This is a genomic window from Cupriavidus gilardii, assembly GCF_008801915.1.
Classification (GTDB): domain Bacteria; phylum Pseudomonadota; class Gammaproteobacteria; order Burkholderiales; family Burkholderiaceae; genus Cupriavidus; species Cupriavidus gilardii.
In genome coordinates this window covers 15,974-42,457 of sequence record NZ_VZOV01000034.1, presented here as the reverse complement: position 1 = coordinate 42,457, position 26,484 = coordinate 15,974, and the positions used below count along the sequence as shown (strand labels likewise).

The following is a 26,484-nucleotide window of genomic DNA, read 5'->3' as shown; positions in this document are numbered from 1 at the left end:
GTTGATCACCCGCAGCGGCAAGAAATCCAAATCGATCTGGTCCATGAGTTGTGTCCACTAAAAATGGTGGACACAATCCTGCGCCGTCTGTGCTTGTGACGCTATGTGCGGAGAATTTCGCGCTTACATTTTTTTGAAGTCCGAAAGCAGTCGGTTACAAAAAAAATACCACGTGATTTTTGGAAGAGAGTATTTGCAGGCGAGTTGCCCGAGGTCTTGTCAGTTGGCGACTCGCTCGATTTCGGCCCGTTGCGGCTGTTCGAGCGGAAAGAGATTAAAACGCTCTACGTATTTCCGGAACGAATGCTTCCTTTGCAGCGAGCTTATTTCTCTCGAGGATTCGATTTGCTGCTCGGACTGAACTATGGTGGCGAATCGGCGGCAACGATGATTTTTGGTCCTGACAATCGGGACCTCGAGCGAATCAAAAAAGCGTTAGAGATCGTAAGTCCGTTCGTCGCTACGCATCCGTTAAAGAGAGGCCAATATACATTGGCGCGCCGGTTTGTGCGGAGATCCGAGGCACTTTTGCGCGGGCGCATTGGTATAAAAACTGCGCCGCCCATGCGGTTTACAGAGAGGTGTGCGCTTTTTGGAACTGAACGCAATTCTGTGCTCCTGGAGCAGGTTATTTGTAATCTGCCTTATCTCAGAAACGTTGTATATACTGGCGCATGGTTCACGCCATCTGTGGTGCCCGTAAAGAAGAAGTGGCCATATTTAAGGTGGTACTGCGATACACATGATGTTTTCTTTGTCCTTGATCGCGATTCAAATAGCACGGAGCGACGATTCCTATATGATCCCGCTCATCAACGTCGGCTTGAAATAGCGCTACTGAACCAAGCCGATGGCGTAATAGCCATTTCCGATGCAGATAGAGCGTCGCTGTTGGCAGCTGGATGCTCCGCTCAAGTCATTACGGAAAGCGGGTCATTCGAACACGCTGTTCGCGGAGCCGACGTCAGTCAGGGCCCGGAAGGACTCGTTGCGGGTTTTATCGGCTCGAATAATGCTAATAACGAAAAATGCTTGCGGATAGTGCAGAGGATTTGGTGGCCAAAGATTGTGGCCGAATTTCCGGACGCGAAGTTGCTCGTGGCTGGGGGTATTTGCAAGTCAGAAGTGGCCGCCCAATTGGAACAAGCCTATCCTGAAAACGTACAACGGCTGGGCTTTGTTGATGTTCTTAGCGATTTCTATGCCTCTGTCAATGTGATGCTTTCTCCTATCGCGGTGCAGGGCGGACTAAATTTCAAGAGCGTAGAAGCATTAATGGCGGGACGACCTCTGCTCACTAACGAACTGGGCACGCGTTGCTTGGGATCCGAAATGACCGGCGTATATGTTGTGGGTGATGAAGGTGACGGCATCGAACGGACACTTAAGAGACTCATGGACAATGAGGATGGAAAGAAGCTGCGCTCGGCGACCCATACGCATGCCGCTCAACGGTTCGGCGACGGCGCAGCGTACAGGCAACTGATCGAGGCGCTTAAACAGGAAAACCAGCGACTGGAAGTTCTATGAATGCGCAGGTTCTTTTCGAGAACGCGGATTTCAAGATCACGCATCGGAATACGCGAAGCGACTTACTCGTGGTTGCATTTTCACCAATGCACTGGCCAGAACAACGTACCTTGGGTCGGCACTGGGCGGACACGGTCGCCGGTAAGGTACCGTTTTCTTGGCTATCAATAGATGCTAAGACGGCGCATTGGTATTGCGATGCGAAATGGAAGCCTGTGGCAAATCTCATTGCTGAAGTGGCGGCGAGATATAAATTGCGCGTTGGGTACGGTCACAGCATGGGTGCATATGGCGCATTGAAGCGAAGTCGCGACTATTCACCCTGTGCGGTTTTAGCATTCGCACCACAATGGTCTATCGAGCCGGCGCGCGTAGGCGATTTTGACGTGCGATATGCGAGAGTGTTTGACGGGCGATTTCATCAAGGAATGGAGATCAAACCATACGATATTACTGCGCGATCGTGGATTTTTTTTGATCCTAATTTCAGCGATGATCACGAACATGCACAGCGCATTACCGGCAGTAATGTAAGTTACGTTCACGTGACGCAGATGCGCCATGATGTCATACGTGCCGCGATGGGGTCAGTTACGCTTACGTATCTGGTGATGCGCGCGGTCCTTGGGGGCGTGGGTGCAACGGGAGAAATTCGTAGAATTGTCCAGCGGGGAAGAAGAAAGACGTCGATATATCTTGTGCAACTAGCTCGCAAGGCGACAAGCAGAGGGCACGCGCAATGGGGGTTTAGTATAGCGGCTCGCGCGCTAGCCAGTAATTCGCAAGATGGCGCCGCTTTCGTGTGCTATCTACAAGCGTGTTCAGGTTTGGGTCAGAGCGGTGCAGCGCAGCGCCTCATGGAAGAGACTGGTATTCCCTCGCTCACAGACGGGGAATTACTTGGGGCAGCTAGGGCGCTGGCGGAGTTGGGTCTGGGTAAGCATGCAGCCGAATTGCTCGATAAGTCTTCAATTGCCGACGGCGAGAACGTTAGAAACCTTCGTATCTACGCGGAAGTACTTATTTCCCTGGGTCAGCCCAGTCAAGCCATTCAGCTATTGAGCAAAGCAGTCGCTATCGCACCTGAGGATCCCCACTGTTTGGCCCACTTGGCAAGGGTATTGATGAAGAGCTCATCGCACGACCAACACGATCTCGCCAACGCCGTGCGGCTGTTAAGTAGAGCTACGACATTGGATCCATCGGTATCTGGTTTCTGGAAGAGCTACGCTTATGCTTTGGAGCGCCATGGCGACGTGCGTGGTGCCGTCGACGCGTGGTTAGTGCTTGAAGGCATATCACAAATTGGTGATAAGGACCGCCAGCGATTCGATCGGTTGCGGAAAATTGCTAACGTGGCGTCAATGCCGTCGTAAAACCGCATGGAAACGATTTCGCTTATTGTGACGGTGGCAGCGGGGAGTGGCGTTGACTGAGTCTCAGCTAGGCGTCCCTGTCGGGGTAGTTTCCCGCGGCATTCTTGGTATTGCGCATCTGCCAGCTTTCCTCGGCCAACGGGTGGCTTACATTCGCCCATTTTTAGGCATGCGGCGAGAGCTGGATGGCATTGCGGTGTGGGGACGACGACCGACCGCGGAAAAAGCAATATTGTTTGCTCGGTCACGCGGGGTAGAGCGGATTCTACGACTCGAAGATGGATTTCTGCGGTCAGTGCACCCTGGCAAAGGCTCCCAGACGTGTTCGCTGGTGATTGACGAAGTCGGCATCTACTACGACGCTTCGAGCCCTTCGCACTTGGAAACCCTTATCTCCGAGCCGCTAAGGGAGATTGACGATGCACGCGCCCGCCGATTGATCGAACATTGGCAGGTCGCCGGTGTTTCAAAGTACAACCACGCCCCTGACCCTATAGCCCTGCCCGCACAGCCCTACGTCCTCGTCATCGATCAAACGGCGAACGACGCGTCCGTGCAGTACGGCGGTGCCGATGCATCGAGCTTTGAACGAATGCTTCGGATGGCGCTGTCTTTGTATCCCAACTGTCAAGTCATCGTGAAGGAGCATCCTGAAGTTGCACTAGGACGCAAACGGGGGTACCTGGGCAAGGTCCTCGATCGCTGTCCTCTGCCGCGAGTGATTCGCATGACGGAGGACGCCCATGTAGTTCCGCTCTTGCGGGCTGCACAGGCAGTCTTTACCGTGACATCGCAGGTTGGCTTCGAAGCGCTGCTCCACGGCAAGCGGGTGCATACCTTCGGCATGCCGTTTTACGCAGGCTGGGGACTGACGGAAGACGATCTTCCCGCTCCGGAGCGGCGCCGCCCCGTTCCGCTAGCCCAACTCGCTTTTGCGGCGCTGGTGCGATATACCCGCTACGTATTGCCCCACACCGGAGAGCGCTGCGAAGTCGAAGACGTCATCGAGCACCTGGCCCTGCAGCGAAGGATGCGGCATCAATTCCCCCAGAGACTACACGCAGTGGGCTTCTCACGCTGGAAACGGCCGGTCCTTCGTCAGTTCCTGCAGGGACACGATGTGCGGTTTCATCGGCAGCTGCCTTCTGTCCCCCGCGGGGCTACGGTCGTACGTTGGGGGCGAGGTGTCGACATGGCGGAGCGCCCTGATGTTGACGTCATTACGGTGGAGGACGGATTCCTGCGGTCGGTCGGGTTGGGGGCGCGCCTCGTGCGACCCGTGTCCTGGGTTTTCGATCGCAGCGGCATCTACTACGACGCGACCGGCCCGTCTGACTTGGAACGCTTGCTTAACGAAGCGAATTTCGATTCTGAGACTCTGGAGCGCGCAGCCAGGCTTCGCGAGTCCATCGTGCGCGCAGGGGTCACGAAGTACAACGTCGGCACTGGCGGGTGGAGCCGGCCGCCATCAACAAAACCGGTCCTTCTTGCAGTTGGACAGGTGGAATCCGACGCTGCGCTGCAATTCGGCACGAGCGGCACTTGTACCAACCGGCAATTGCTCGAGGCGGTGAGGGCGGAGGCGCCCCACGCTTACATCATTTACAAGCCACATCCGGACGTAATGGCGGGCCTGCGCGGCAGCAAAGCTGAAGAGGCGGTGCTGAGTTCGCTATGCGACGAGGTGGTGGAGGAGGTGTCGATGCATGAACTGCTTCGTGCAGTCGACGGCGTCCATGTCTTGACCTCACTCGCGGGATTCGAAGCATTGTTGCGCGGCAAGCCGGTCACCACGCACGGGGTGCCTTTTTATGCCGGGTGGGGCCTGACCAGGGACCGTTGCCACGTGGCGCGCCGTCAGCGGTCCCTGACACTAGACATGCTGGTTGCTGGCGCGCTGATTCAGTATCCGAGATACGTCTCCAGGAATCCTTCGGCCGGTTTCGCCCCACCGGAGCAAGTTGTGGCGGACCTGCAGGCCTGGAGGGCAGATGCGCCGCAACCGGGAGTGCTGAGCCGACTGATGCAGCCGCTGCTGCGGTATTGGGCTACCAAGCGGACGTCGGTCTCCAAGCGCGATCCTGAGACAGCGTGCTGATGACGCAATAGGCAAGGCAAGAGATGCTGTCCTTTATCAAATCCGTGTCCAGCGTGAGGTCGTGCGTGGACGCGCCACCGCAGTCCAGTGGCGCTATGCCCGCCTCGAGTGTGGCAGGGGCGGGCATAGCGTCGGTTGCCCAACTGCTCGCATATCAGCGCATCTTGCTCCTGCAGGGGCCGAATGGTCCCTTCTTTGCCCGGCTTCGGGCGTACCTGGAGTCGCGCGGAAGGCAAGTCTTCAAGGTCAACTTCAATGGCGGCGACGATCATTTCTATCGTCGCGGCACAGTAATTCGCTTCGACGGTCCAATGCCGGCTTGGGAACGATTTCTGTGCGATGTTGTGATACAGCGGCATATCGATGCCATCGTTGTCTTCGGGAGTGCTCGGCGCCATCATCGAATCGCGGCCCGCCTTGCCAAATCCATGGGTATCGCATTCTGGGTATTCGAGGAAGGATATGTTCGGCCCGACTACATCACGTTGGAGCGGGGGGGCGTCAATGCCGATTCGCCATTGACGAGTGTGGAGGTGAGCCAGATTCCCACCGTCATGCCCTCGCCGAAGCGTCGAACGTTCTCAAACGCCTTCAGCAAGATGGCGTGGTATTCGTTCTGCTATTTCGCGGCGGGATTGCTATCGGCGAGGCGCTATCCAGATTATCGGCACCATAAGCCGTTTGGCGTGCACGAGGCCGCGCTATGGATGCGTGCTGCGGTCCGCAAGTGCTCATATCAGCGACAGGAGCGTGACGTGCTGCGGATGCTCCTGTCCGACGCCCACCCCCCGTTCTTCCTCGTCGCCCTACAGGTTTTCAACGACAGCCAAATCCGTGTCCATAGCCCATGGCGTCGCCTCGAGGACTTCATCGAATGGACCATTCACTCGTTCGCGTATAACGCCCCGCGCGACACCATCCTGGTGATCAAGCACCATCCGATGGATCGCGGTCATACGAATTACGCGGCGGTAATCGACGAGTGCGCACAGCGATTTGGGGCTGTTGGCCGGGTCGTCTATGTTCATGACGCGCATCTGCCCTCGCTGCTGCATCGCTGCGACGGTGTCGTAACGATCAACTCGACGACCGGGCTGCAGGCGATGTACCACCGCGTCCCGGTCATTACGCTGGGGCGATGTTTCTATGACAAGGAAGGGCTGACCTATCAGGGCAGCCTGGACAAATTCTGGAACGACCCCAAGCCCGTCGATATGTCGGCTTACCGTCGTTTCCGCAACTACCTGATCCATACCTCGCAGATCAATTCGTCTTTCTATGCGGACTCGACCCTTGGCGAAACCGCCGACGCCAAACGTTGGCACAAGCGCTGGCGCGTGCGTTTTGCCTGCGTTGGCGGCCTCGTTATGATGGATTCATTCTCGGGAGGAGTGGTCGATATGTCGTCGCTGTTCTCGATTCTGCATTGGGCATCGAACTGGTTTGTCGGATGATTTAGCCTGCGGAGCGGCGGCCGTGCCGGTTTAGGCTTTGGCGCTGAATGAGGCCTACAGCCCGTACTTCCTCACCTTGTCAAACAACGTAGTCTTAGCCACCCCCAACGCCTCACTAGCCCGGCTCAGATTCCCCTCATTCCTCCGCAGCGCATCCGCAATCAGCGCGCGCTCGAACTGCTCCACCGCCTGCGCCAGCGGCAACAGCGCCGGTTCCTCGGTGCCCTGTTCGGGATTGCATCCCAGCCCCAGCACATGTCGTTCGGCGAGATTGCGCAGCTCGCGCACGTTGCCGGGCCACGGATAGGCGACCAGCCGTGCCAGCTCGGCCGGGGACGCCGGCCGCGCATCGCGCTCGAAGCGCAGCGCTGCCTGCGCGACGAAGTGGTCGAACAGCAGCGGTACGTCCTCGCGCCGCTCGCGCAGCGGCGGCAGTTCCAGCGTGATCACGTTGAGCCGGTAGTAGAGGTCGGCGCGGAACTGGCCGGTGTCGGACAGCGCCTTCAGGTCGGCCTTGGTCGCCGCGACCACGCGCGCGTCGACCGGCACCGGCGTGTTGGAGCCGAGCCGTTCGACCACGCGTTCCTGTAGCACGCGCAGCAGCTTGATCTGCATCGACATCGGCATGCTCTCGATCTCGTCGAGGAACAGCGTGCCGCCCTCGGCGTGTTCGATCTTGCCGATGCGCCGCTTGGCCGCGCCGGTGAAGGAGCCGGCCTCGTGCCCGAAGATCTCGCTTTCGAACAGTTGCTCGGGCAAGCCGCCGCAATTGATCGGCACGAAGTTGCGCGCGTGGCGGGTGCTGGCGTCGTGCAAGCAACGCGCCACCAGTTCCTTGCCGGTGCCGGTCTCGCCGTGGATCAGCACGTTGGCGCTGGTGTCGGCGAGATCCGCGATCAACCGGCGCAGCCGTTCCATTGCCGGCGACACGCCGATCAAGCGCGCCTCGAGCCGTTCGCGGCCCGCCAGCCGGTCGCGCAGTTCGGCGACTTCGAGCGCGAGCCGGCGCTGTTCGAGCGCGCGGCGCGCGACCTCGACCAGCCGCTCGGGGGCGAACGGCTTTTCCAGAAAGTCGTAGGCGCCTTGCTTCATCGCCTGCACCGCGAGGCCGACGTCGCCATGGCCGGTGATCATCATCACCGGCAGCGCGGCATCGCGCGCCTTCAGCTGCGTCAGCAGCGCCATGCCATCGATGCCGGGCAGCCGGATGTCGGTGACGACGATGCCGGGAAAGTGCGGGGCCACCGTTTGCAGCGCGGCCTCGGCGGTGCCGACGGCGCGGGTGGCGATGCCTTCCAGGCGCAGCGCCTGTTCGCAGCCGAGCCGGACGTCCGGATCGTCCTCGACGATCAGCACCGACAGATCATTGAGCTTGGGCGCCATCGTGCGTCTCCTTGCCGGCCATCGGCAGCACCATCGTGAAGCAGGCGCCGCCGTCGGGGTGATTGCTGGCGACCAGCGTGCCGCCGTATTCGTCGAGGATGCCGGCGGACAGTGTCAGGCCCAGGCCCAGTCCCTGTCCCGCCGGCTTGGTCGTGAAGAACGGTTCGAACAGCCGAGAGAATGCTTCCTCGGACAGGCCGGGGCCGTTGTCGCGGATCGTGCAGCGGACCATGCCTTCGGCCACCGCCGCGCGCAGCTCCAGCCGGGGCGGCCGCTGCGCCGGCTCTGCCGCCATCGCGTCGAGCGCATTGCCGATCAGATTGACCAGCACCTGTTCGAGCCGGTTCGGATCGCAGGCGACCGCCAGCGTGCGGTCGACATCGCGGACGATCTCCGGCCGCACCGCCTGTACGCGTGTCTCCAGCAGGAACAGCGCGTTGTCGATCGCATCGGCCAGCAGCGCGCTGCCCTTGCCGTTGCGGCCGGGCTTGCGGGCGAACGACTTCAGCGCGCCGGTGATGCGGCCCATCTTTTCGACCAGGCCGATGATGGTGCCGAGGTTGTCCTGGGCCGTGGCGAGGTCGCCGCGCGCGAGGAACTTCTGCGTATTGCCCGACAGCGTGCGCAGCGCGGCCAGCGGCTGATTCAGCTCGTGCGCGATGCCGGTGGACATCTGTCCTACCGCGGCCAGCTTGCCGGCCTGCAGCAGGCCGTCCTGCGCCTGGCGCAGTTCGCGCTCGGTGCGGATCCGTTCGGCGATCTCGGTCTGCAGCAGGTGGTTGGCGCTGGTCAGGTCGGCGGTCCGCTCGGCGACCTTGCGTTCGAGCTCGCTGTTGGCGGCCTCGAGCGCGGCGCGCGCGGCCAGCCGCTCGCTGACGATGCGCCGGCGCACGTTCCAGGCGGCACCCAGCAGCAGCACGAAGGCGGTCAGCACCCCGCACAGCGCGGCGGTGTTCAGCGCGGCCATGCGCGCCTGCGAGGTATCGGTCAGCAGCGTCAGCTGCCATTCGGTGCCGGGCAGCATCGCGTTCTGTTCGAGCATCGATGGGCCGCGGCGCATGCGCACCAGCGCGTCGCCGTTGTTCATGGCCCGCACCCGGGTGAATTCGAGCCGCTCCAGCGGCGCGCGGTTGTACTGCAGGCTGCGGTTCAGCCGCTCGCGCTGCGCGGCGCTCAACTCGCGGCGGGCACGCAGCTTCCACGACGGCTCGGAGGCGAGGATTACCACGCCGTTCTCGTCGGACAGCAGCATCTGCATGTCGGCGCTCTGCCAGCGCTGCTCCAGCGGCTCGAGCCCGACCTTGACCACCGCGACGCCGCTGGGGCGCTGGCCGTTGCCGTTGCCCAATGGCGCCGACAGGTAGTAGCCCGATTCGTCGCGCGTGGTGCCGACACCGTAGAAGCGGCCGAGCTGGCCGTCGATCGCGGCCTGGAAGTAGGGGCGGAAGCTCAGGTCTTCGCCCAGATAGCTGTCGGGGCGCTGCCAGTTGCTGGTGGCGCGCACCCGGCCCTGGCGGTCGAGCACGAACACGGCGAGCGTGCCGGCGCGCGCATTGACGGCGGCCAGATGCGCGTTCGCGGCGGCAACGCGGGCGGGGTCGTCGGGGCGGGCCAGCAGTGCGCTGATTTCGTCGTCCAGCGACAGCAGGCTCGGCACGAAGTCGTAGCGGGCCAGTTCGCTCGACAGCGCCTGGCCGTACAGGCGCAGCTGCACCTGGCCGCGTTCGGCTTGTCGGGCCAGCGCGGCGTCGAAGGTATAGCGGTAGCCCAGCCAGCCTGCCAGGCCGACCAGACCGGCCAGCGCCAGCAGCGCAAGCAGCTGCGCGGCGGCGGCCAGACCGCGCTGGCGGCGGGGCGGACGAGGCGGCGAGCAGGGGGCTGGGCGGGAAGGGGGGGAAGACACGGCGGAGGACTGGCGGTTCGGCATTGCGGTTATCTGCATGCGCTCTCTTTTATCACACCCGGTGAGCCAGCTCGGGTGCTCGGCATCGGTTCCGCTCTCCGACTTCTGGGAGAGGGGTAGGGGAGAGGGGAGAAAACCTGGGGCTGACGTCCGGGTGGAACAGGGTGAGACCCCCGAATGCCATCGCCAATGAAAAAGGCCCGGCCGCCGGATTGGCGGTCGGGCCCCTGGCACGCCCTGAAGAAACAAGCAGGGAGGCTACTTGCTCGCCAGGACCTGGACGGGTGCCAGGTCGGTAGCGCCGTCTTCAGCGGTGTCGTCCGCTTCTTCCGGCACCGGCGCGCCGATCGCGCCTTCGCTTTTGGCGACGACGGTCGTGGCAATGGCGTTACCGAGCACGTTGGTGACGGTACGGCCCATATCGAGCACATGGTCGATGCCCAGCACCAGCAGGATGCCGGCCTCAGGCAGGCCAAACATCGGCAGCACGGCGGCGACCACCACCAGCGAGGCGCGCGGCACGCCGGCGATGCCCTTGCTGGTGACCAGCAGCACCAGCAGCATCGTGATCTGCTGGGTCAGCGTCAGCTCGATGCCATAGACCTGCGCGACGAACAGCGCCGCGAACGAGGTGTACATGATCGAGCCGTCGAGGTTGAACGAGTAGCCGAGCGGCAGCACGAAATTGGTGATGCGCTCCTTGACGCCGAAGCGGGTCAGCTGGTCGATCACCTTCGGATAGGCCGACTCGCTGCTGGCGGTGGCAAAGCCGATCATCAGCGGCGCGCGCAGCGTCTTGAGCAGGCGGAACACGTCGCGGCCGAGGAACAGATAGCCGCCGAAGATCAGCGCGGCCCACAGCAGCGCCAGCGACAGGTACAGGCTGCCGAGCAGCTTGGCGTAGACCGTCAGCACGCCCAGGCCTTCGGCGGTGATCACCGCGGCGATGGCGCCGAACACGCCGACCGGGGCGAACGCCATCACATAGTTGGTGACCTTCAGCATCACCTTGGCCAGGCCCTCGATCGCGGCCAGCAGCGGCTTGCCGGGACCGTCCTTGACCGCGCCCAGCGCAAAGCCGAAGAACAGCGAGAACACCACGATCTGCAGGATCTCGTTGCTCGCCATCGCCTCGGCGATGCTTTTCGGGAACATGTGGGTGACGAAGTCGCGCAGGTTCAGCGCGCCGGTCTTCAGGTTCGAGGTGGCGTCGGCGGGCGGCAGCGGCAGGTTCATGCCATGGCCCGGCGTCAGCAGGTTGGCCATCACCAGGCCCAGCAGCAGCGAGGTCACCGAGGCGATCACGAACCAGCCCATCGCCTTCATGCCGATCCGGCCCACCGCCTTGCCGTCGCCCATGCTGGCGATGCCGCTGACCAGCGTGGCGAACACCAGCGGGCCGATGATCATCTTGATCATCCGCAGGAACACGTCGGTCAGGATCGACAGATGACCGGCGATCGATTTGGCCGCGGCGGCGTCGGGCGCGAGGTGGTGCGCGGCGGTGCCGGCCAGCAGGCCGAGCAGCATGGCGAACAGGATCAGGGTAGGCAGTCGGTTCAGTTTCATCGTGATTCAAACCTGAGGCGTCCGGCGCGGGCCGGACAGCTTGGGAAACGAAAGACGCGCAAGGCGGCGCACCGCCCCGCACAGGTCGGCGGACGCCGAGGCGCCCGCGGCAACGCGCGCCCGCTTCAGGGCAGCGGGCGCGGACGCGGTCGGGAACGCTGTGTGGGCCAGGCGGGCAGGGTGGGGGCAGCCATGTCGTTTCCTCCATCGTTGTGGCGCAGCCGGGTGGCAGCGGCGCTATAGATGGGGGCCCTAGTTCGCACGAGGCGTGCCAGCTTGCGAAGGCGGAGGGCACCTTGCAAGTGCTTGAAACGAAAAGAAAAAGTTCGAGGCTTCGGCGACAGCGTTCGGATTTCCGGGAGCGCGTGCAGTCGGCGTGTTCGGATTTCCGAACGGCGCACCCGTCGCGCCTGTCGCGCCCGATGCCTCAGGGCGACGACGACATCCCGGCGTCGCGGCCCGGGCGCCGCCACGCGCCGCCGGCCGGTCTCAGCGCCCGGGCCCGTTCCAGCAGCCGGTCGAGCGCCCGCGTGGCCAGGCGCAGCGGCCACGGCACCTCGCGCCGGCAGAAGGCGATCTTGCGCACATGGCGGTCGACCTCCCAGAGCCACGTCGTATGGGCCGGGAAATGTCCGACGTCGCCGGCGCGCAGCGTGCGGACCTGTCCGCCGGGGCTGGTCACACGCACCTCGCCGTCGAGAATCAGCACGGTCTCCTCGACGCTGAAGCGCCAGGCGAAGGCGCCGGCGCTGCATTCCCACAGATGCGTGGAGGCCAGTCCGTCGCGCGCCATCGCATGCGTGGCGGCGCGCGCGTGCGGCTGGCCGGCGCGCACCCAGCCCGGTTCGATCGGACAGTCCTCCAGCGTCATGGCGTCGACGCGGCTGAACACGCCTTCGATGCGCGCGTCGTGCGCGGCGGCGGACCTGCGTGGCGGCATGGCGCGGTCTCCTGTCTGTAGCGGTAGCGCGCAAGGGCGCGGGACGGGGCTTGACCCAGCGTAACGAGGCCGCATCCCCGGTCTCTGTGCGTTCACGCACGATGCCATTCCGCCTTCGCGGACCAAGATCGAGCCGAGGTTCTTCCGATTCGCTTGCCCGGAAACTAAAGAAGCACGCATTCCGCGTGACTTTTGCAGTTGCACACGTCGTACATTCCCGCCATCCCGAGTTCGATAGTGCGCCGCACCATGCGGTGCCTCGGTCTTGTGTCCGCAGTGTATTTGCGACGTGTCGCCTGCCGACGCCGGCGCGCGTTGCGGGGAACCATCATGCCTCCAACCGGTTTTGCATCCTCCTTTGCGGGTTCCGCGCCGACCACGCCATGGCGGCAGAGCGCGCTGCCGCCGTCCCCGCCAGCCGGCAAGGTCGGCGTCGGCGCCATGTTGCTCGGCGGCGTGGTGTGCCGCATCACCGTCCACAAGGCGAAGCGGCCGTTCTCCGGGCTCGGCAAGCTCGAATCTGCGCTCTACCCGATCTGGGGCGCGGTTGCGGCCGCGGTGGCCTCTACGCGCGCCGCGCAACTGCCCGCGATGCTGCGCGACGGCGTGCCTCCAGGTCTCTCCACGCTGAGCGTTCGGATCGGCGCCGCGATGCCGCTGCTGGCGGCGGTGGAGATCGGCGTGGCGATCCGGCGATTCCGCTCGGTGCTCGCCAAGCGCAGCCTGCTGGATGCGCGCCTGCGGCAGACGTTCGCCGAACACAAGCTCTGCGAAGCGGCGTTGCGCCGGCGGCTGGCATCGCGCACCGAAGCCGCGCTGCCTGCCGAGCGCGCGATGCGGCGCCAGCAGCGGCAGGCACTGCGCGACGAAGGCTACCTCGACGCCTTCCTCATGCATCGTCACACGCGGGCCGAGCGCGGCGACTGCGGCGGCAAGCTGTTCCATCGCGGCTTGACGCTGGCCCGCGACGGCATCGTGCAAAGCGGCGCGGCGGGGTTCTCCGCGATCCAGACGCTCGGCCACCTGTTTCCGTTGATCGCGACCGCCTTGCCCTGGACGGGTATCGCGGGATGCGCGGCGTCGATGGCCATGTCGGCGGCGCATGTCGTCACCGGGGTCATGCAGCTGCGTGACAGCGGCAAGCAGCGCGCGGCGTTGCATCGGCGGCGCGAGCTGCTGCGGCGTTCCCCGCTCGCGGCCGCGCTGGCCGGCCTCGAGCACAACGGCGCGGCGGCCACCGTCTGCAAGGCGCAGCCGCTGTCGAGGCGGCAGCAGGCCATCGTCGGCGAGGCGGACTCCGAGTCGCTGCAGCAGACGGCGGCGTTCTATCGCACCGCGATGCAGTACTGCGACGGCCGGCTCGGCAAGGCCATCGACAACGCCAACCGGGAGGGCCGCAACGCGAAGTTTCGGATCGCTTACGGCGCCGGTACGCTGGCGGTCAACGGCACGGTGCTCGGCCTGACGGTGGCCGCGCTGACCACGTTGACCGCGGCCACGGCCGGCATGGGGCTGGCGGTGGTCGGCGGGGTTCTCGGCGTGTGCTGGCTCGTCTTCGCGGTGTCCAAGATGTATCGGTGGTACAAGGACCGGCGCGAGTTGCAGGCGGCCGCGCGGACGGCCCGGCGGACGCTGCGGCCCGCCGGCGGCAACGACGCCGCCGCCGCCAACGCGATCGGCACGGCCTGCGCGCAGATCGATGCCGGCAACGCCGACGCGCATCGTCATCTGATCGCGATGCGTGTGATGCAGCATCTGCAGGCGCGCGGTTCCGCGCAAGCGCTGGCCGAGCGCAGCCTGGCGCGCGCGCTGATGCGCACGCTCGGAGCCGATGCCGAAGTCGTGGCCGCGATCGAGGCCGCGCAGACCCCCGAGCTGCCGGCTGGCGCTGAAGCTGGTGCAGCGCCATCTCGACGGACGCTGCATCGATCCGGCGCGCGCGCAGCCGGCCGCGCCGGTGCGCGAAGCCGACGGCGCGTCGGAGTCGTCGGAGTCGGTGGAGTCGTCGGAGTCGGTGGAGTCGGTGGAGTCGGTGGAGTCGGTGGAGTCGTTGGAGGAGACGCAGTGCGTCGCAGGACACGAGGCGAAGCACGACGCACGACACGCTGCGCGGCAGGACGACGCCCGCACGCCGCTGTTGCGCCGGCTGGCAGACGGCGCCGTTGCCGCTGCCAGCCACGGCTGAATCGCCGGGGCAGCGGCGGCAAGCTGCGCTATCTCGGCTGGCGCTGCGCCGTCTCGCCTGGCGTGCCGCTGGCGCAGCGCGCCAGGTAGTCCTCCAGCGGCATCGGCCGTCCGATCGCATAGCCCTGCGCATAGTCGACGCCGATCTCGCGCAGCACGTCCAGCGTCGCTTCGTCCTCGACCGACTCGGCCACGGTGTGGATGCCGAGCCGGTGGCCGATGTCGTTGATCGAGCTGACGATCTCCCGATCGACGGCGCTGCTGGCCAGATGGCGGATGAAGCTGCCGTCGATCTTCAGGTAGTCGACCGGGAACTGCTTCAGATAGGCAAACGACGACAGGCCGGCGCCGAAGTCGTCCAGCGCCATCGTGCAGCCGGCCTTGCGCATCTCGGCGACCAGCCGGTTGGCCGCCGCCATGTTGTTGATCAGCGCGGTCTCGGTGATCTCCAGGCGGATGCGGCTGGCCGGCAGCACCGAGTTCGACAGCTCGGCATGCAGGAAGGGCAGCAGGAAGGGCTCGCCCAGCGAATTGGCCGACAGGTTGATCGACACCGACAGCCCCGGCACCGCCAGCAGCCGCGCGCCGAAATCGCGCAGCACATGCTGGATGACCCAGCGGTCCACATGGCCCATCAGGTCGTAGCGCTCGGCCGCCGGAATGAAGGCGCCAGGCATCACCAGGCTGCCGTGCTCGTCGACCATGCGGACCAGGATCTCGATATGCGATGCGGGCGGCGATGCCGGCGATGACGCAGGCAATGCTGCCGGCGGCGTCGATCCGGACCCCGGCGCCAGCGCGCGGATCTCCTGCGCGAACAGCCGGAAGCGGTTGGCCTCCAGCGCCGAATGGATGCCCGCGGCGACCTGCAGCTCGCGATGGTGGCGGCGCGCGTCGCTCTCGTCGCGGCGATAGACCGAGACGCGGTTGCGGCCCGCGGCCTTGGCGGCGTAGCACGCCACGTCGGCACGGCTCATCAGCTCGCCCAGCGGCGGCGCCTCGCGGTCGATCGCGGTGATGCCGACGCTGGCGCCGACGTCGTAGACCCGGCCTTCCCACGGGAAACGGCGCGCACGGATCGCGTCGATGACCTTCAGGCAGACGCGCTCGCCCTGGTCCACCGAGCAGTTGCGCAGCAGCAGCGCGAATTCGTCGCCGCCGAGCCGCGCCAGCAGGTCGTCGGGCCGCACCTGGCTGCGGATCACGTGACCCAGCTCCCGCAGCAGCACGTCGCCGGCGGCATGGCCCGCGGTGTCGTTGACGATCTTGAAGCGGTCCAGATCGATGAAGCACAGCGCATGGTGCTGGTCGAACTCGCGCGCGGACTCGCAGGCCTCGCGCAGGCGCTGCTCGAACCAGATGCGATTGGGCAGCCCGGTCAGCGCGTCGTGCATCGCCGAATGCGCGAGCTTGCGCTGCAGCGCGCGGGCCGCCGTGATGTCCTGGAACACCAGCACCGCGCCGATCACGTCGCCACGCGGCGTCAGCACCGGCGCGGCGGAGTCCTGCACGTCATGGCGCTCGCCATGGCGGCTGATCAGCACCGCGCCATCCTCCAGATAGACCGGCCGCAGCGTCTGCAGGCACTTGGCGACCGGGCAGGCGATCGGCTGGCCGCTGGTTTCGTCGACCACGTGGAACACCGTGGCCAGCGGCCGGCCGTCGGCCTCGGCCATGGTCCAGCCGGTCAGCTGCTCGGCGATCGGATTGATGAAGGTGATGCGCAGCGAGGCATCGGTGCAGATCACCGCATCGCCGATCGATCGCAGCGTGATATGCAGGCGCTCCTTCTCCTCGAACAGCGCCTCGGTCAGCCGATGGTGCTCGGTGATGTCCCAGTTGGTGCCGACCATCGACAGCGCGGTGCCGTCCTCGGCGCGCGACACCACCGCCATCGCGCGGATATGCCGCACCTCGCCGTCGGGCCGCAGGATCCGGTACTCGGTATCGAAGGCCTGCGCACCCTTGACGGCCTGGCGCATCTCGTGCCGGGCGCGTATCACGTCGTCGGGATGCACCAGCGCGATCCAGCCGTCGAGGTCCGGCGCGCCATCGGCGGCGGCGGTGCCGTGCAGCGCGTGCATGCGGCGGTCCCAGGACAGCGTGCCGGCGGCGATGTCCCATTCCCAGATGCCGACCCGGCCCGCCTCGACCGCCAGTTCGGTGCGCCGCGACAGCGCCTCGAGCCGCTGCTGCGCCAGCTTGTGTTCGTGGATATCCTCGACCTGCGCGATGAAATGCAGCGGCGCGCCGCTGGCCTCGTCGCGCACCAGCGACACCGCCAGCAGCGTCCAGATGAAGTTGCCATCCTTGCGCCGGTAGCGCTTCTCCATGCGGTAGCTGTCGATGTCGCCGGCGACCAGCCGATCGAGCTGCGCCAGATCGGCGGCCAGGTCGTCCGGGTGCGTGATCTGCTGGAACGGGATGCGGCTGAGTTCGGTCGCGCTGTAGCCGAACAGCTCGCAGATCGCGCGGTTGACCTGCTGCCAGCGGCCATCGACGCTGACCAGCGCCATGCCGATCGCCGAATGGTGCATCGCCTGGCGGAAGCGCCGTTCGCTGCCGCGCAGCTCGCTGCGGTCGCGCCGATTCTGCTCGCTCAGATAGGCAATGCAGACCGGGAACACCAGGATCAGGCTGGTCGACAGCTTCATCGCGTGGGTGAGGAACTGCGGCGCGTCGACCAGCCCGGCCTGTGCGGCGGCCAGTCCCAGCATCACCGTGACCAGCATCGACAGCAGCGTCAGCAATGCGGTGGCGAACGGGTTGGTAAACAGCGCGGCGACCACCAGCGGCAGCGACAGCACGCCGAACGGATCGTGCGTTTGCACCACCGCGAGGCCGCCGACGGTGGCGGTCAACAGCAGCAGCCCGGCCACGCGCGGCAGCCGCGTGCGTGGAAACGTGTCGCGCAGACGCTCGCGCGAGTAGGTGACCGACAGCGGCACCAGCATCAGCATGCCCATCGCGTCGGCACTCCACCAGGTCGACCAGATGCCGGCGAAGGGCTGGCCGTAGGCGATCGAGATTGCGGCGGCGCCGATGGTAGCGCCGATCACCGGGGCCAGCGTGCAGGTCGCGCCCAGCATCAGCGCGAAGCGGGCCAGCGGCACCGCGCTGGCCCGGCCGATGCCGCCGCTGATGCTCGGTGCCAGCCACGCGACGAACAGGATCTCCGCGATATTGGAAGCGCCCAGCACCAGCGCGAGCCACCAGGGGTCGCCGAACATCGCATTGGCGGCAATGCCCGCCACCAGCATGCCGGCCAGCATCCAGGCGCGCTCGCGCGGCGGCTGGTGCAGCGTCACGCCGGCGCCGAAGGCCGTAGCCAGCCAGACGATGGCGGCATTGCCCGGATAGCGCGTCAGCGCGATGCCGGCGACGGCCAGCAGGAAGAACAGCGCGGACGCAAGCGAGACGCGCTGCCAGCGGGGCAGGGCGGGCAGGGTCGGTTCCGGATCGGACGTCATGGGAGCGTGGGTTGGCGCATGGCGTGGTGCCGGCGGCGGGCGGACAAGGTGCGGGGCCAGGGGTGTCCCCCGCCATGCGGCGCGGTGCCGGGCAAAAGGGGACCATGCCGGACGCGGGTCCGGCAGCATCGGGCGACTATAGCGTCAGGCCGATGTCGGCCAAGCGCCGATAAGGCGCAAAGTCGGGGCGCATTTGGGGATGGCGTTGGGCGGCGTTTTGAGGTAGGCGGGCCCGGTAGTGCGGCGATTGCGGGGATTGGGGCGGGGTTTGGGACGGGGTTTGGGACGGGGTTTGGGACGGGGTTTGGGACGGGGTTTGGGGCGGGGTTTGGGACGGGGTTTGGGGCAGGGATTGAGGCGCGGATGGGGCGGGGATTGGGGCAGGGATTGAGGCGGGGGGTGAGGCGGGGATTGAGGCGGGGATTGAGGCGGGGATTGGGGGTGGGGATTGGGGCGGCGTTTGGCGTGGGGATTGGTGCGGCGTTTGGGTGGAGATTTGCGCGGCGATTACCTCGCTGGTCATCGCATTGCGCACGGCCGGCGACGATGATGAAGCCATCGCAACCGCTTCCTCTTTTTCTTCTCTTCGCCTTTCCCCCTGACCCCTACGGAGATCGACCATGCAAACCGTCCAACCGACCCGCCTGCTGCGCCATGTCCTGCTCGCCGACGCCATCGTCAGCGGCCTGATGGGCCTGCTGATGGTGTTCGACGCCAACGTGCTGTCGAACTGGTTCGCCATTCCGGCGTCCTGGCTGCGCTATGCCGGCCTGGTGCTGCTGCCCTATGCCGCGATCGTCGGCCTGCTGTCGACGCGCAATCCGATGCCGCGCGCGCTGGTGCTGGCCGTGATCGTCTGCAATGCGCTGTGGGCCATCGACTGCATGCTGCTGCTGGTCACCGGCTGGCTGTCGCCGACCTGGCTCGGCAGCGCCTTCGTGCTGCTGCAGGCCTGGGGCGTGGCGGTGTTCGCCTGCCTGCAATGGGTTGGCCTGCGCCGCGCGCAGGGCCGGCGCAGCGCGATGGCCTGAGCGCTGCGGCTTGACGCCTTGCCCACGCCGCCCGCCGTTGCGGGCGGTTTTATTTTTGCCCCCGCTCAATTCGCCATCGAGTTGCCCTCTGGCCAGGCCCAACACGAGTGAGGGGCCAGCAGTCCAGACGGCGGTTGCGGCGTTCCCCGTTCGGCGCACCTTGCCATCTGGAGCCGATCGACTATTGCGCATCGCGCCCGGAATTATCCATAATTATCCGGTGTCGGTATAATTATACGAATCGCGTATAATTTGGTGTAATGCCATGAAGCTCACGGACCTCTGGCACTTTCCTCGGCCTCAACTCGCCCGGTCATATCTTGCGGCCCTGAACGCGGGAATCCTTGCCTCGTTGACCATCTTCGCGCCACGGCGTACGGGGAAGACCGTGTTCCTGCGGCATGACTTGACCCCGGCCGCGGAGAAGGACGGCTACCTTGTCGTTTATGTGGATCTCTGGCAGACCAGGCAGACTCCGGGTGCCGCACTATTGCATGCCCTGGAGACTGCCAAGGCGTCGAGGACGTTCGCCGGCAGGCTGAAGGCGAAACTATCGCCTTCGATCAAGTCCATCAAGGGGAAGGCATCCGTCGGCGCCGGATCGGTCGAAGGGACGATCGAGTTGGGCGACGAGAAGGGGCGGCTGGCCGTCGACATGGCGCTGCGACTCGATGACCTGCTTGGCCGCCTGACAAACGATAGCCAGGTTCTGTTGCTGATCGACGAGGCCCAGTCTCTGGGGCGCAGTGAGGAGGGCGAGGATCTGGCGCGTGCCCTGCGCACGGCCCTGACCAAGTACAACAAACGGCTCCGCGTTGTGTTCACCGGCTCGTCCCGCACCCAACTGGGTCACGTCTTTACCGATACGCGGGCTCCGCTCTACTCGGCCGGCCACCCGCTCCAGGACTTTCCGCTGTTGGACGATGATTTTGTGGAGTTCGTTGCCAAGCAGTTTGCTGCCTCCACGGGCCGCACACTCGATCTGAAAAAGGCGAAGGCAGCGTTCAAGCAGTTCCATCAGCGCCCCGAGCCGCTGCTCGAAGTCGCCGTGACGCTCATGATGCAGCCGAAGATGAGCTTCGCCAAGGCGGTCGCCCTGCAACTGGAGAAGCTGGCGCTGGCCGAGAATCACGAGGCTACGTGGGCTAAGCTGACCGCCCTGGAACGCCTTCTGGTGGTGGAGTTTGCGAACAACCCGGCCGTCAAGCCTTTCGCTCGCTCGCTGCTCGCAGCCTTCAGGGAGCAACTTGGAATCGAGGTCCTTGGCGCTGCGCACGTGCAGAAGGCGCTCGCACGCCTTGATGAGAAGGGCGTCGTGTCAAAGTCGCCTCGCGGCTCGTACGAATTCGAGAACGAGAACTTTGGCGCCTGGGTTCGTAACCTGGCGGATGCTCCCTAGTTGGCGCAATAGCCTTCGCGCATCCGTACATGCCCCTGGCAGCTGCGAGGATTGACGCGGCCATCGCACGCACGAAGGCTTCGCGGGCGGGCCCCCAGCGGCCTTGGCCGCCCGAACGCTCAATCTGACACCAGACTGTCATCAACCTTGCACCGCGCTGACGGCAACGTGACGGCAACGATCCGGGGACAAACAAACGCGCGGCTTTGCACTATGCTTGCCTCGTTTTCGCGCGCCCGCATTCCGCCCCCTGTCGCGGCGCGCGTTGCTGACAGTCCGGAAAAAGGGGGCGGCACGACAAGGAACGATCCCCATGACGACGCTGGAAATCAACGGCAAGCCGATGCAGGTGGACGCCGATCCGAGCACGCCGCTGCTGTGGGCGCTGCGCGATCAACTGCAGATGACCGGCACCAAGTTCGGCTGCGGCATTGCGGCCTGCGGCGCCTGCACGGTACACATGAATGGCCAGCCGATCCGCGCGTGCGTGACGCCGATCTCCGCGCTGCAGGGCGCGCGTATCACGACGATCGAAGGCGCCGGCACCGACAAGGTCGGCCGCGCGGTGCTCGATGCCTGGGTCAGGAACGACGTATCGCAGTGCGGCTATTGCCAGAACGGGCAGGTGATGAGCGCGATCGGGCTGCTGCGCAACAAGCGCAAGCCGACCGATGCCGATATCGATCAGGCGATGGCCGGCAACCTGTGCCGCTGCGGCACCTATCAACGGATCCGCGCCGCCATCAAGGACGCGGCCCGCACGCTGGGCTGATCGGGGGCCGGGAGACATCATGCAAATGCAACGACTTGGAGCGCGGATGGCCGCGCTATCCGGCGCCGCCGCCTCGGGCTCGCACGATGCGCCGGCAGCCGGCATCGACCGGCGCACCTTCCTGAAGCTGACCGGCATCGCGGGCGGCGGACTGGCGCTGGGCATCGTGCCGCCGGGCGGGGCCCACGCCGAGGAGGCTGCGGCAGCCGTGCCCGCCGCCAAGGGTCCGGCCGCTGCGCCACAGGCCTTCATCGTGATCGCGCCCGACAACACCGTGACGATCGCCGTCAACCGGCTCGAATTCGGCCAGGGCGTGCATACCGCGCTGCCGATGATGTTGGCCGAGGACCTCGACGTCGACTGGCGCAACGTGCGCGCGGTGCTGGCCCCGGCCGGCGATCCGTACAAGGATCCGGCGATGGGGATCCAGATGACCGGCGGCTCGACTGCGGTCAAGCACTCGTACCAGCAGTATCGCGAGCTCGGTGCCCGCGCCCGCGCGATGCTGATCGCCGCGGCAGCGCAGCGGTGGGCGGTCGAGCCGTCGGCGTGCACCACCGCGAATGGCGTGGTCACGGCCGGCAACCGCCGCGCGACCTATGGCGAGCTCGCGCAGGCCGCGATGGAGATGCCGGTGCCGCAGCAGGTCACGCTGAAGGATCCGTCGCGCTTCGCGCTGATCGGCAAGCCGACGCCGCGGCTGGATACGCGCGGCAAGCTCGACGGTTCGGTCGGCTTCGGCATCGATACGCAGCTCGACAACCTGCGGGTCGCCGTGGTCGCGCGGCCGCCGCGCTTTGGCGGCAAGGTGCGCCGCTTCAATGCCGAGGCGGCGCGCGCGATCCAGGGTGTAGTCGAGGTGTTCGAGGTGCCGACCGATGGGGGCGGCACCGGCGTTGCCGTGGTCGCCACCGGCTATTGGCCCGCGAAGCAGGGGCGCGATGCGCTGCAGGCCGAATGGGACGACAGCGGCTCGACGGTATCGAGCGCGGCGCTGTACGAGGAATACGCCAAGCTGGCGCGCCAGCCAGGCAGGACGCCGCGCGCCGATGCCTTCGACCTGGCCGGGGCTGTGCGCACCGTCGAGGCCGAGTACCGCTTCCCCTATCTGGCGCACGCGCCGATGGAGCCGCTGAACTGCACGATGCAGGCCGAGGTGGCCGGCGGCAAGCCGGCCCGCGTCAAGGTCTGGGCCGGCACGCAGTTCCAGACCGTCGACCACGGCGCGCTGGCCAAGGCCTTCGGCCTGCCGCCCGAACAGGTGTCGGTGGTCACGATGATGGCCGGCGGCGGCTTCGGCCGGCGCGCGGTGCCGACCTCCGACTACCTGGTCGAGGCCGCGCAACTGATGCGCGCCTGGGTCGCCAAGGGCCATCGCGAGCCGGTCAAGGTCATCTGGAGCCGCGAGGACGATATCCGCGGTGGCTACTACCGGCCGCTGCATCTGCACCATGCGCGCATCGGCATCGATGCGCAGGGCAAGGTGCTGGGCTGGGAGCACGCAATCGTCGGCCAGTCGCTGACGATGGGCTCGCCGTTCGAGGCCTTCCTGGTCAAGGACGGCGTCGACCATACGATGACCGAGGGCATCGTCGATCATGACTATGGCTTCCCGCTGCGGCTGTCGGTCCATCACCCGAAGGTGCAGGTGCCGGTGCTGTGGTGGCGCTCGGTCGGCCATACGCACACCGCGTTCGTCAAGGAGACGCTGATCGACGAACTGGCGACGGTGGCCAAGCAGGACCCGGTCGCCTACCGGCTCGCCCGGCTCGATCCGGTCAAGGGCGCGCGGCAGCGCGCGGCGCTGCAGCTGGCGGTCGAGAAGTCCGGCTACGGCAAGCGCAGGCTGCCGGCGGGCCGCGCCTGGGGCGTCGCCGTGCACCAGTCCTTCGATTCGGCGGTGGCCTATGTGGTCGAGGTCTCGCTGCGCAACGGGCAGCCGCATGTCCATCGCGTGACCGCCGGCGTGCATGCGAACCGCGTGATCAACCCGCTGTCGGCAAGCGCGCAGATCGAGGGCGGTTGCGTGTTCGGGCTGGCGATGATCCGGCCGGGCTTCGCGATCGAGATCGACAACGGCGCGGTCAGGAACAGCAATTTCGGCGACTTCCCGCCGGTGCGCATCAACGATGCGCCGCCGGTCGAGGTGCACTTCGTGCCGTCCAACGATCCGCCTACCGGGCTCGGCGAGCCCGGCGTACCGGTGATCGCGCCGGCGGTCGCCAACGCGGTGTTCAAGCTGACCGGCAAGCGCCAGCGGCAGTTGCCGTTCGTGATGGCGTAGAGGTGACGTAGATCCCGGCGGCAGCGTCGCCGATGTGAAAAGCGGCCGGCCCTGCGGAGGGACGGCCGCTTTCGTTTTGCGCGCGGCGGAGCGCTGGCCTTTACAGCGCCAGGTAATGCGCCATCAGGCGCGGCATCGACATCAGCCGCACCGTTGGCGCGCCGTCCGTGCCTGGCAGGGTGACGCGAATCAGGCCGGACTCGTGCGCCGACAGCCCGCCCTGGCGTGCGGCCGGGGTGTGCCGCGTCAGCGAGATCGAACCCGACACCGCGCGCTGCCCGCCGGCCGCATCGTCGAAGACCAGCGGCTGCGGCGTGTCGATCTCGACCGCCATGCTCATGCCGCGCAGCTTCAGCGCGGCCTTGCCCGAGCCGGAGCCGAAGTCGCTGCTGGCATCGAGCCGCACCTGCATGCCCTGCGTCATCGTGGTGGCACTGCTGCCGGGCCGCGTCATCATGAAGTACTGGCTGTCGGTGCGCACCAGCGGCGTCGTACCGGCCAGCAGCGGTCCGCTGGCGCTGACCGGATCGCCGAAGGCCAGCCAGTCGGTCCACATGCCGGCCGCCTGCAGCAGCGGCTCGGTTGCGCCCGGGCGCGACAGCGCGATGCGCGCTGTCCTGCCTTGATTCATTTCCCTTCTCCCGTCCAAGGCATCGATGCTCGCCCGTTGGCAGCGACGGCCCGATGCCGACCCGTTGTTGTGTATGGCTCTGGTATGGCTCTGTGGCCGGCGCGCGCCGCAATATCGCCGCGCCGCGCTCTGGCGCCGCGTAGGCTAGCACAGCAGCTGCGTGTGTCATCCCCCGAACGTGGCTTGCCATTGCAGGATGTGGCGCCTAATGTACGGACATGGACCCGAAGCAGGAAGCCACCCTGAGCTATGCCCTGCTGGCCGATCCGGCGCGCGCCGACATCTGCCGCGCGCTGCTGGAGGCCGGCGACGTCTGCGTGCCGGCCGCCGACGTGGCCGCCGCCGCGGGCCTGACCCTGCGCCGCGCGGGGCGGATCTTCCAGGAACTGCTGCAGGCCGACATCGTGGCGCTGACCGTGCAGGATCGGCAGGTCTGCTACAGCCTGAAGGCACGCCGCGAGATCCGGCAGGCCCTCGGGTATATCGAGGACTCGGGGCTGTTGTCCTAGCGTCCTGCGTTACCAGAGCGCCGCCGCGCCGCCAGCTTCTTTGCTCCCAGCCTCCTGGCTTGACCCCGGGCACTCTTTTCGCTTCCCGACCACCGCGCCGGCCCCCGTGTCGGAAAAAATTACTGCGGCCGCGCAGGATTTGCGCATCGTTGCCGCGGCGGCGCCGTGCCCATGTCGGTTCGGCTTCGGACGACAACATGGACGACACCATGGACGACACCACCGATGCCGCCAAACGGGCATGGAAGCTGCATCGGCGGGCGGATGACAACCGTCTTCGCCCGCGAGCCCATGAATGTGAATGTCCGTGCCACCGCACCGGTCGGCGCCATGCCCGGCCCACCGCCCGATCCCTCGCAGGCCGTCGAAGCGACGCGCGACACCTCGGTCTGGTGGAAGAGCGCCGTGGTCTACCAGATCTACCCGCGCTCGTTCGCCGATGCGAATGGCGACGGCGTCGGCGACCTGGCCGGCATCATCGAGCGGCTCGACCATGTGCGCGCGCTCGGCGCCGACACGATCTGGCTCTCGCCGATCTATCGTTCGCCGATGGCCGATGCGGGCTATGACATCAGCGACTACTGCGACGTCGATCCGGTGTTCGGCTCGCTGGCCGATGCCGACCGGCTGATCGGCGAGGCCCACGCGCGCGGCCTGCGCGTGCTGCTCGACTTCGTGCCGAACCACACCTCGGACCAGCACCCGTGGTTCATCGAATCGCGCTCGTCGCGCGACAACCCGAAGCGCGACTGGTACATCTGGCGCGACCAGCCCAACGACTGGCGCGCGGCGCTGGGCGCCGGCAGCGCATGGACATGGGACGAGGCCACCGGCCAGTACTACCTGCATCTGTTCCTGCCGCAACAGCCGGACCTGAACTGGCGCAATCCGGAGGTCGTGCAGGCGATGCACGGCGTGCTGCGTTTCTGGCTCGACCGCGGCGTCGACGGCTTTCGCATCGACGTCGCGCATTGCACCGGCAAGGACCCGACCTTCGCCGATCATCCGCGTTGCCTGGCCGGCGAGCCGCTGGCCGACTTCAACGACGATCCCTACAGCCACGAGGTGCTGCGCGGCATCCGCAAGCTGGTCGACAGCTATCCCGGCGACCGCGTGCTGGTCGGCGAGGTCAATATCCGCTCGACCGCCACCGTGGTGCAGTACTACGGCGCCGGCGACGAGCTGCACATGTCGTTCAACTTTCCACCGCTCGATGCGCCGTGGGACCCGGTAGTGTTCCGCACCTGCATCCGCGAGGTCGATGCGCTGCTGCAGCCGGCCGAGGCCTGGCCGACCTGGGTGCTGTCGAACCACGACAACGAGCGCCATCGCACGCGCTACGGCGGCTCGATGCGCCGCGCGCGTGCCGCGGCGGTGATGCTGCTGACCCTGCGCGGCACGCCGTTCATCTTCCAGGGCGAGGAGCTGGGGCTGGAGGACGTGGTGGTCGAAGCGGGGCAGCGCGTCGATCCGGGCGGGCGCGACGGTCCGCGTGGACCGATCCCCTGGGACTTCGCGCCGCCGCATGGCTGGCGCGCGGCGCGGACCTGGCTGCCGTTCCCGCCCGAGGCCGCCACGCTGTCGGTGCAGTCGCAATGGTCGCAGCCCTCGTCGATGCTGCATCTGTACCGCACGCTGATCGCCGCGCGCCGCGCGAGCCCGGCGCTGCGGCTGGGCATCTGGGAGGAATTGCCGTCGCCGCCCGAGGTGCTGGCCTATCGCCGCCGGCATGCCGAGGACGAGCGTGTGGTCTGCATCAACTTTGCCGAGCGGCCGCTGCCGGTCGATCTCGACGGCGACTGGCGCGTCGCGATCGACAGCCTGCCCGAAGGGGCGGACCGGCGTTTCGACGGCATGCTGCAGCCCGAGCAGGCCGTGCTGCTGGAGCCGCTGTCGCTGGCGACGCGATCGCAGCGCTCGCAGCCATCGCAATCGTGAGCGTGACAGGCGG

Annotated in this window: 17 protein-coding genes; 11 read left to right on the top strand and 6 right to left on the bottom strand. The window is 66.1% G+C overall.

All coding sequences use genetic code 11. From position 1 onward, the window contains the following. The first annotated feature begins 105 nt into the window (after window positions 1-105). Genes F7Q96_RS24340 through F7Q96_RS24325 form a run of 4 tightly spaced genes read left to right on the top strand, consistent with a single transcriptional unit; the run spans window position 106 to window position 6,458 of the window. The gene (locus F7Q96_RS24340; protein ID WP_151023423.1) at window positions 106-1,530 is read left to right on the top strand and encodes a glycosyltransferase; all 1,425 of its coding nucleotides are present in this window, start codon (window positions 106-108) and stop codon (window positions 1,528-1,530) included. Further along, entirely contained in the window at window positions 1,527-2,906 is a 1,380-nt protein-coding gene (locus tag F7Q96_RS24335) for a tetratricopeptide repeat protein (RefSeq protein ID WP_151023422.1), read from the top strand. Before F7Q96_RS24340 ends, F7Q96_RS24335 begins: the two co-directional genes overlap by 4 nt. Before the next feature lie 46 nt (window positions 2,907-2,952). Further along, window positions 2,953-5,004, top strand: coding sequence for a capsular polysaccharide biosynthesis protein (locus F7Q96_RS24330; RefSeq protein WP_226994755.1), 2,052 nt, complete (start codon window positions 2,953-2,955; stop codon window positions 5,002-5,004). 23 nt (window positions 5,005-5,027) lie between these two features. Next, window positions 5,028-6,458, top strand: coding sequence for a capsule biosynthesis protein (locus tag F7Q96_RS24325; RefSeq protein WP_226994754.1), 1,431 nt, complete (start codon window positions 5,028-5,030; stop codon window positions 6,456-6,458). A gap of 54 nt (window positions 6,459-6,512) precedes the next feature. On the opposite strand, the gene F7Q96_RS24320 is transcribed toward F7Q96_RS24325, so the two are convergent. The 4 genes from F7Q96_RS24320 to F7Q96_RS24305 form a co-directional block, all read right to left on the bottom strand. Continuing rightward, window positions 6,513-7,841, bottom strand: a complete 1,329-nt coding sequence (locus tag F7Q96_RS24320; RefSeq protein WP_053822288.1) for a sigma-54-dependent transcriptional regulator — start codon at window positions 7,839-7,841, stop codon at window positions 6,513-6,515. Continuing rightward, window positions 7,822-9,768, bottom strand: a complete 1,947-nt coding sequence (locus tag F7Q96_RS24315; protein WP_390885699.1) for a sensor histidine kinase — start codon at window positions 9,766-9,768, stop codon at window positions 7,822-7,824. The genes F7Q96_RS24320 and F7Q96_RS24315 overlap by 20 nt, the downstream gene beginning before the upstream one ends. Window positions 9,769-10,002: 234 nt before the next feature. Further along, window positions 10,003-11,313, bottom strand: coding sequence for a dicarboxylate/amino acid:cation symporter (locus F7Q96_RS24310; protein WP_053822287.1), 1,311 nt, complete (start codon window positions 11,311-11,313; stop codon window positions 10,003-10,005). Between the two features lie 427 nt (window positions 11,314-11,740). Next, window positions 11,741-12,253 carry a cupin domain-containing protein gene (locus F7Q96_RS24305; protein ID WP_053822286.1) on the bottom strand — a complete coding sequence of 171 codons (513 nt, stop codon included), beginning with the start codon at window positions 12,251-12,253 and terminating at the stop codon, window positions 11,741-11,743. 330 nt (window positions 12,254-12,583) lie between these two features. On the opposite strand from F7Q96_RS24305, the gene F7Q96_RS24300 reads away from it, so the two are divergent. Next, window positions 12,584-14,527 (top strand): hypothetical protein, encoded by a 1,944-nt coding sequence (locus F7Q96_RS24300; protein WP_151023420.1) that lies wholly within the window; start codon window positions 12,584-12,586, stop codon window positions 14,525-14,527. Here the strand turns inward: F7Q96_RS24300 and F7Q96_RS24295 are convergent. Next, window positions 14,467-17,907, bottom strand: coding sequence for a diguanylate cyclase (locus F7Q96_RS24295; protein WP_053822284.1), 3,441 nt, complete (start codon window positions 17,905-17,907; stop codon window positions 14,467-14,469). The genes F7Q96_RS24300 and F7Q96_RS24295 overlap by 61 nt on opposite strands. Window positions 17,908-18,527: 620 nt before the next feature. Between F7Q96_RS24295 and F7Q96_RS24290 the strand changes: the two genes are divergently transcribed. From F7Q96_RS24290 to F7Q96_RS24275, 4 genes are all read left to right on the top strand, one after another. Further along, window positions 18,528-18,938 (top strand): hypothetical protein, encoded by a 411-nt coding sequence (locus tag F7Q96_RS24290; protein WP_053822283.1) that lies wholly within the window; start codon window positions 18,528-18,530, stop codon window positions 18,936-18,938. A 265-nt stretch (window positions 18,939-19,203) separates the two neighbouring features. Then, window positions 19,204-20,337: an ATP-binding protein gene (locus F7Q96_RS24285; RefSeq protein ID WP_053822282.1), complete on the top strand. Its 1,134-nt coding sequence runs from the start codon at window positions 19,204-19,206 to the stop codon at window positions 20,335-20,337. A gap of 313 nt (window positions 20,338-20,650) precedes the next feature. After that, a complete protein-coding gene (locus F7Q96_RS24280; protein WP_053822281.1) occupies window positions 20,651-21,109 on the top strand; it encodes a (2Fe-2S)-binding protein in 459 nt (152 codons plus the stop codon). Window positions 21,110-21,134: 25 nt separating this feature from the next. Continuing rightward, the gene (locus F7Q96_RS24275) at window positions 21,135-23,393 is read left to right on the top strand and encodes a xanthine dehydrogenase family protein molybdopterin-binding subunit (RefSeq protein ID WP_395831888.1); all 2,259 of its coding nucleotides are present in this window, start codon (window positions 21,135-21,137) and stop codon (window positions 23,391-23,393) included. A gap of 100 nt (window positions 23,394-23,493) precedes the next feature. On the opposite strand, the gene F7Q96_RS24270 is transcribed toward F7Q96_RS24275, so the two are convergent. After that, a complete protein-coding gene (locus F7Q96_RS24270) occupies window positions 23,494-24,024 on the bottom strand; it encodes a hypothetical protein (protein ID WP_053822279.1) in 531 nt (176 codons plus the stop codon). 218 nt (window positions 24,025-24,242) lie between these two features. Between F7Q96_RS24270 and F7Q96_RS24265 the strand changes: the two genes are divergently transcribed. Both F7Q96_RS24265 and F7Q96_RS24260 read left to right on the top strand, forming a co-directional pair. Next, window positions 24,243-24,533 (top strand): hypothetical protein, encoded by a 291-nt coding sequence (locus tag F7Q96_RS24265; protein WP_053822278.1) that lies wholly within the window; start codon window positions 24,243-24,245, stop codon window positions 24,531-24,533. A 291-nt stretch (window positions 24,534-24,824) separates the two neighbouring features. Further along, a complete protein-coding gene (locus tag F7Q96_RS24260; RefSeq protein ID WP_226994753.1) occupies window positions 24,825-26,471 on the top strand; it encodes an alpha-amylase family glycosyl hydrolase in 1,647 nt (548 codons plus the stop codon). The last annotated feature ends 13 nt before the right edge of the window (window positions 26,472-26,484 follow it).